This window comes from Streptomyces panacea (assembly GCF_040560175.1).
Lineage (GTDB): Bacteria > Actinomycetota > Actinomycetes > Streptomycetales > Streptomycetaceae > Streptomyces > Streptomyces panacea.
Window position 1 is genome coordinate 1 of the sequence record NZ_JARJHW010000292.1, and the last position, 5,471, is coordinate 5,471.

The following is a 5,471-nucleotide window of genomic DNA, read 5'->3' on the forward strand; positions in this document are numbered from 1 at the left end:
TCGGCGCCTCCACGGTGACCGCCGCACGGCGGCCGAGCCGTACCTTCGAGAGGATCCCCTGTGAAGCTGAGCGAATTGCTCGTCGGGCACGACCACGAGATTCTGCAGGGCGATCCCGATACGGCCATCACCGCCGGAGCCTGTTTCGACGCCCACCGCGTGTCACCCGGATCGCTGTTCATCGCGGTCCCCGGCCATCGCGAGGGCGGCCCGGAATCCGTCGGACCCGCGCTCGCTCGCGGCGCGGTCGCCGTGCTCGTCGACGCGGCGACCACCGATCTGCCGGTGGCCGCCTGGGCGTCGGACCCGGCCGTCTGCGTCGTACGCGTCCCGGACACCCGCACCGCCGCCGCGGTCGTCGCCTCCCGCTACCACGGGGACCCCGGCCTCGCGATGGACATGGTCGCCATCACCGGCACCAACGGCAAGACGTCGGTGTCCTACATGGTCGAGTCTGTGCTGCGCATCGCCGAACGGGCCGTGGTCGGTGTCATCGGCACGGCGGGCAGCCGTATCGGTGACGAACTGATCCCCATGCCCCGTTCAGTACTCACCACCCCCGAGTCGCCCGACTTCCAGTACCTGCTCGGTGTCATGCGCGACCGCGACGTGAGCACCGTCGTCCTGGAGGCCACGTCCATGGGGCTGTTGACGCACCGCGTCGACCACTCGTACATCGACGTCGGCATCTTCACCAACCTCACGCAGGACCATCTGGACGATCACGGCACCATGGCGAACTACCGGGACGCCAAACTCCGCCTGTTCCAGGGGCTTTGCCGACAGGCCGTGGTGAACGTCGACGACCCGGTGGGCGCCGGGATCGGCGCGCTCATGCCCGGCGCGGTGACCACGTACGCGCTGGACAACGACGCCGACTACCGGGCGACCGACCTCACGATGGACGCCTTCGGCACGCGCTTCACGCTCCACCACGCCGGCCGCAAATACCCGGCGGCGATCCCCGTGCCCGGCCGGTTCTCCGTCGCCAACGCGCTCGCCACCGTCGCCGCCTGCCACCTCCTGGGGCACGACCTGCGCGGGCTTGTCACCGCGCTCGACCGGATGCCCCCGATCCCCGGGCGCTTCGAACGCTTCGAGACCCCGCGCGGCACGTCGGTCATCGTGGACTACGCGCACTCCCCGGACTCGCTCGACAAGGTGCTGAGCACCATCCGCGACTTCGCCACCGGGCAGGTCATCACCGTGTTCGGCTGCGGCGGCGACCGTGATGTCACCAAGCGCGCGGAGATGGGCGAGATCGCGGGCACCCACTCCGACCTGTGCGTCCTCACCTCGGACAACCCCCGTCACGAGGACCCCGAGGCGATCCTCGACCAGATCACACCCGGTCTGGCCGCCACCGGCACCCCCTTCGAGCGGTACGCCGACCGCCGCGCGGCCATCGAGTTCGCCCTGTCGGCGGCGGGCAGGAACGACATCGTCCTGATCGCGGGGAAGGGCAGCGAGCCGTACCAGACCGTCGGGGACACGCTGATCCCGTTCAGCGACATGGCGACCGTACGTGAACTGGCCGCCGCGCAGGACTGATCGCCGGCGCCGGGACGGGGGCTCGGGGCAGCGGTTCGGCCACGGAACTCGTGCGGATGCCGACGGCCGCCGTCGCCCGGCCGTGCCGGCGCACCTCCACCCGCATCCGGTCCGGGGACGTAGACGCTCGCTTATGCGGGTGAGCTTCGTGGCCATGTTCGGCGGGCCCGGCCCGTACTTGACTTGAGCCATGACACAGAACACGCACAACACCCGGAACACGCCGGCAGCGGCGGCGAGGCCGACCCTGGTCACCGGCGGTACGGGCAAGACCGGACGACGCGTGGCGGCGCGGCTCACCGAGCGCGGACTGCCGGTGCGTATCGCCTCACGCGGCGGCGAGATCCCCTTCGTGTGGGAGGAGCCCGACACCTGGGACGCCGCACTGGAAGGTGTCGGAGCCGTCTACCTCTGCTACTACCCGGACCTCGCCTTCCCCGGCGCGGCCGAGGCCGTCGGAGCGTTCGCCGAGCGCGCCGTCGCCAAGGGCGCGCGCCGGCTGGTGCTGCTCTCCGGGCGGGGCGAGGAAGGTGCCCTGCTCTCCGAGGGCAACGTGCGGAGCAGCGGCGCGGATGTCACCGTCGTCCGGGCCAGCTGGTTCAGCCAGAACTTCAACGAGGGCTTCTTCCTGGAGCCCGTGCTCTCGGGGGAGCTGGCACTGCCGACCGGTGACGCGGTCGAGCCCTTCGTCGACGTGGACGACGTCGCGGACGTCGCCGTCGCGGCCCTCACCGACGACCGCCACATCGGCAGGACGTACGAGCTCTCCGGACCCCGGCTGCTCGGCTTCGCCGAGATCGCCGCCGAGCTGTCCAAGGCCACCGGGCGGGAGATCACCTACTCACCGGTCGCGCTGGAGGAATACCGTGACTTCCTCGTCTCGGTGGGCGCTCCGGAGGAATTCGCCGACCTCTTCGAGCTGATCAACGACGGGCGCAACGCGCACCTCGTGGACGGCGTCGAGGAGGCCCTGGGCCGTAGGCCCAAGGACTTCACCCAGTTCGCCGCCGATGTCGCGCGCACCGACGTATGGCGGCCCTGACCCCGGCATATAGCTGATTCCCCGCGCCCGGCGCCGCGCGGTGCGGCACGCTGGGGGTATGGACGCGAGCGCAGATGAGGGATTCGACGACGCGGCGGCCCGGCGGCTGCTGGAGGTCGGGAAGCGTGAGGAGGAACTCCGCAAGGAGTTCCGGGTGGACGGTCCCGACTGGGAGCGGATGTCCGTGTCCCACTACACGGCCTACGCCGCGATGATCCACGAGGAGGGCGGCTGGCGGCAGTTGTTCCCGGCCGTGCCCTTCGAGGAGGAGGCCCGGCTCGATCTCGGCGCGGTCCTGCGCGCACGGGGCGCGCACGCGGGGGAGTTCGCCGGCCGGTTCGGCCGGGCGGCCGACGCGGTGGAACGGGGTGAGGACCAGGTGATCATCGCGGAGGACGTGTTCCGGATGGTACGGGTCGAGCAGACGGTCATCATGACGAATCACGGCCCGCAGCCGCCGCAGGCCGGCGACCGGGAGTTTCCCGACGAGCTGGACGAGCGGCCCGGGGCCGGCGACTGATGTCCGGCCCCGGAGCGACCGGTATATGAGGGACGGCGTGTGCCGGCCCGCCCCTGAACGGGGGTGGGGCGGGCCGGCACACGAACGTCCTGACACAACGTCAATGAGCCTGCCGGGGTATCGGTTCGGCCGTCGTCGACGTGAGATAGACGCTCCAGATCCGGGCCGCCGGGTTGTCCTCGATGCCCTTGAGCGCCACTTGCTTCCCCGTCTTGGCACTCTCGCCGAACAGCCCGATCGAGGTCACCAGATCCGGGGCGGAGCCGATGAACCACTCCGCCTTCCGGTCGTCGGTGTGGCCCGAGGCATCCGTGCCGCCACTCGCGTCGGCCGCCTCCAGCAGCGGCGGAACGGTCTTGTCGGGCCAGAACGCCCCACCCGCCCGGGCCTTCCCCGAGAGCGACGCGTGGGCGTACTGCGCGGACATGCTGTCGATCACCCGGTCGCCGATCGGGTCCGGCAGATCGACCGTCCGGTCGCCGCGCCGCGCGGACTTCACGATCGACGGGGTGACCTTCCTGCCGTCGTTGGCCAGCGTGGCGTGGACCCCCGCCATCTCCAGCGGACTCGCGCCCATCAGCCCGAGGGACATCGACTGCGGAGCGGCGAAGCCGGCCGGGTCCGCCGTCATCCCCAGTTTCTTCGCGGTCGTCCTGATGGTGCCCGGATCCAGCGTCCCCTTGCCGTTCTGCTTCGCCTCGATCTGCGCGGCGAGGAGCACGGGGGCGAAGGTCGGCCCCGCCTGGTAGTCGGCTCGTGTCGCGTTGTTCAGATAGTGCTTGAAGTAGTCGTGGCCGCCGTACAGCGCCACGATGCGCCCGGACTTCGGATCCACGGACACCGCCCCGGCCTGACGGTCCGGATCACGCTGGGGAGCCTTCGACTTCGGACCGCGGCCCGACGTGGAGAGCCCGGCCGCGACAGCCTCGCGCAGCGCCCCCTGCCTCTTCGGCTCGATACTGAGGGTGATCCGCCAGCCGCCGGCCGCCAGTTCCTGCTCGCCGACGCCCGAGGCGATCAGCTCACGCCGCGCGACGTCCACCAGATAGCCGGCCTGCCCGGCCAGCTCCGCCGACGCCTTGGGCGCCACGGGCACCGGGAAACGCATCCGCCGCCGGTCGTCCTTGTCGAGCCACCCTTCGCCGACCATGTTGTCCAGCACATAGCTCCAACGCGCCTTCGCCTGCTTCTTGTCGGCGGGGGAGGCGACGGCCCAGTCGTACTGACTGGGGGCCTGGAGCAGCGCCGCGAGATACGCGCCCTCCTCCACGTCGAGGTCTTCGACCTCCTTGCCGTAGTACGTGCGGGCGGCCGCCTGGACGCCGTACGCGAGCCGTCCGTAGTAACTGCTGTTGAGATAGCCGGCGAGGATGTCGTCCTTCGAGTTGTGCCGGTCCACCTTGAGGGAGATGAACAGCTCCTTGACCTTGCGGCTGACGGTCTGTTCCTGGCTGAGGTAGTAGTTCTTCACGTACTGCTGCGTGATGGTCGAGCCGCCCTGCTTGGCGCCGCCGGTCGCCGTGTTGAAGATGCCGCGCGCCGTGCCGGAGAGGGAGATGCCGGAGTCGGTGTAGAAGTCCTTGTTCTCGGCCGCGACGAACGCCCTCCGCACGTCCTCGGGCACTCTGTCGAGCGGTACGGACTCCCGGTTGACCTCGCCGGTACGGGCGAGCCTGGAGCCGTCGCTGAACAGATAGACGTTGCTCTGCGCCTTCACCTGCTCGTTGGGTCTCGGGATGTCGATGACCAGGTACAGCACGGTGAACGAACCGATGATCAGGAAGCACAGGGTGACTAAGGCGGCCAGAGCCTTGCGCCAGGTGAGGAGGCGACGGATACGCATACGCATGGCGTCATCCTCGGCACCGAAGATCTTCGTCATGGGGAAGCAACGTGTCGGCCGGCGCGCGGAGTTGTATCAGCCGTGTATCAGCGGTCGGCCAGGTCCACGAGGTCGGCCGGGTCCGCCCCGGTGGGCGGGAGGACCGACGGCAGCCGGAGCGTGGCGAGGGCGCCGCCGTCGGGCGGGTTGCCGAACTCCAGCGTGGCGCCGATGACGTGAGCCTGGCCCAGCGCGATCGTGAGGCCGAGCCCATGGCCCGTACCGCGCTCGCGGGCGCCGGTCCGGAAGCGCTGAGGGCCGTCGTCGAGCAGCGTCGTGGGGTAGCCGGGACCGTGGTCGCGTACGGCCACGGTCCTGCCGTCGCCGGACACGGTGATCACGACGGGGGCCCGGCCGTGCCGGTGCGCGTTGACCACCAGGTTGGTGAGGATGCGCTCAAGCCGCCGCGAGTCCGTCCGCACCGTCGCCGCGCGTGCCTCCCCGTCTGCCTGCCGGCCCGGATCCCCGCCCGGATC

The 5,471-nt window shown here is 70.5% G+C and carries 5 protein-coding genes; 3 read left to right on the forward strand and 2 right to left on the reverse strand.

The window, feature by feature from the left end; all coding sequences use genetic code 11:
- Nucleotides 1-60 precede the first annotated feature (60 nt).
- From P3L51_RS34705 to P3L51_RS34715, 3 genes are all read left to right on the forward strand, one after another.
- The gene (locus P3L51_RS34705) at nt 61-1,551 is read left to right on the forward strand and encodes a UDP-N-acetylmuramoyl-L-alanyl-D-glutamate--2,6-diaminopimelate ligase (RefSeq protein ID WP_354609351.1); all 1,491 of its coding nucleotides are present in this window, start codon (nt 61-63) and stop codon (nt 1,549-1,551) included.
- 190 nt (nt 1,552-1,741) lie between these two features.
- Nucleotides 1,742-2,593, forward strand: a complete 852-nt coding sequence (locus tag P3L51_RS34710; protein ID WP_354609352.1) for an NmrA family NAD(P)-binding protein — start codon at nt 1,742-1,744, stop codon at nt 2,591-2,593.
- A gap of 58 nt (nt 2,594-2,651) precedes the next feature.
- Complete coding sequence (locus P3L51_RS34715; RefSeq protein WP_354609353.1) at nt 2,652-3,113, forward strand: DUF5954 family protein; 462 nt, start codon at nt 2,652-2,654, stop codon at nt 3,111-3,113.
- 100 nt (nt 3,114-3,213) lie between these two features.
- On the opposite strand, the gene P3L51_RS34720 is transcribed toward P3L51_RS34715, so the two are convergent.
- Together P3L51_RS34720 and P3L51_RS34725 are read right to left on the reverse strand one after the other, a co-directional pair.
- On the reverse strand, nt 3,214-4,995 hold the full coding sequence (locus P3L51_RS34720; protein WP_354609354.1) for a transglycosylase domain-containing protein: 1,782 nt from the start codon (nt 4,993-4,995) through the stop codon (nt 3,214-3,216).
- A 47-nt stretch (nt 4,996-5,042) separates the two neighbouring features.
- On the reverse strand, nt 5,043-5,471 hold a 429-nt coding region (locus tag P3L51_RS34725; RefSeq protein ID WP_354609355.1), incomplete at its 5' end, for a sensor histidine kinase.

Bases quoted from the DNA above. Each gene is read 5' to 3' on its own strand.
- P3L51_RS34710 (WP_354609352.1), top strand. From the start codon at position 1,742: ATGACACAGAACACGCACAACACCCGGAACACGCCGGCAGCGGCGGCG.
- P3L51_RS34715 (WP_354609353.1), top strand. From the start codon at position 2,652: ATGGACGCGAGCGCAGATGAGGGATTCGACGACGCGGCGGCCCGGCGG.
- P3L51_RS34720 (WP_354609354.1), bottom strand. From the start codon at position 4,995: ATGACGAAGATCTTCGGTGCCGAGGATGACGCCATGCGTATGCGTATC.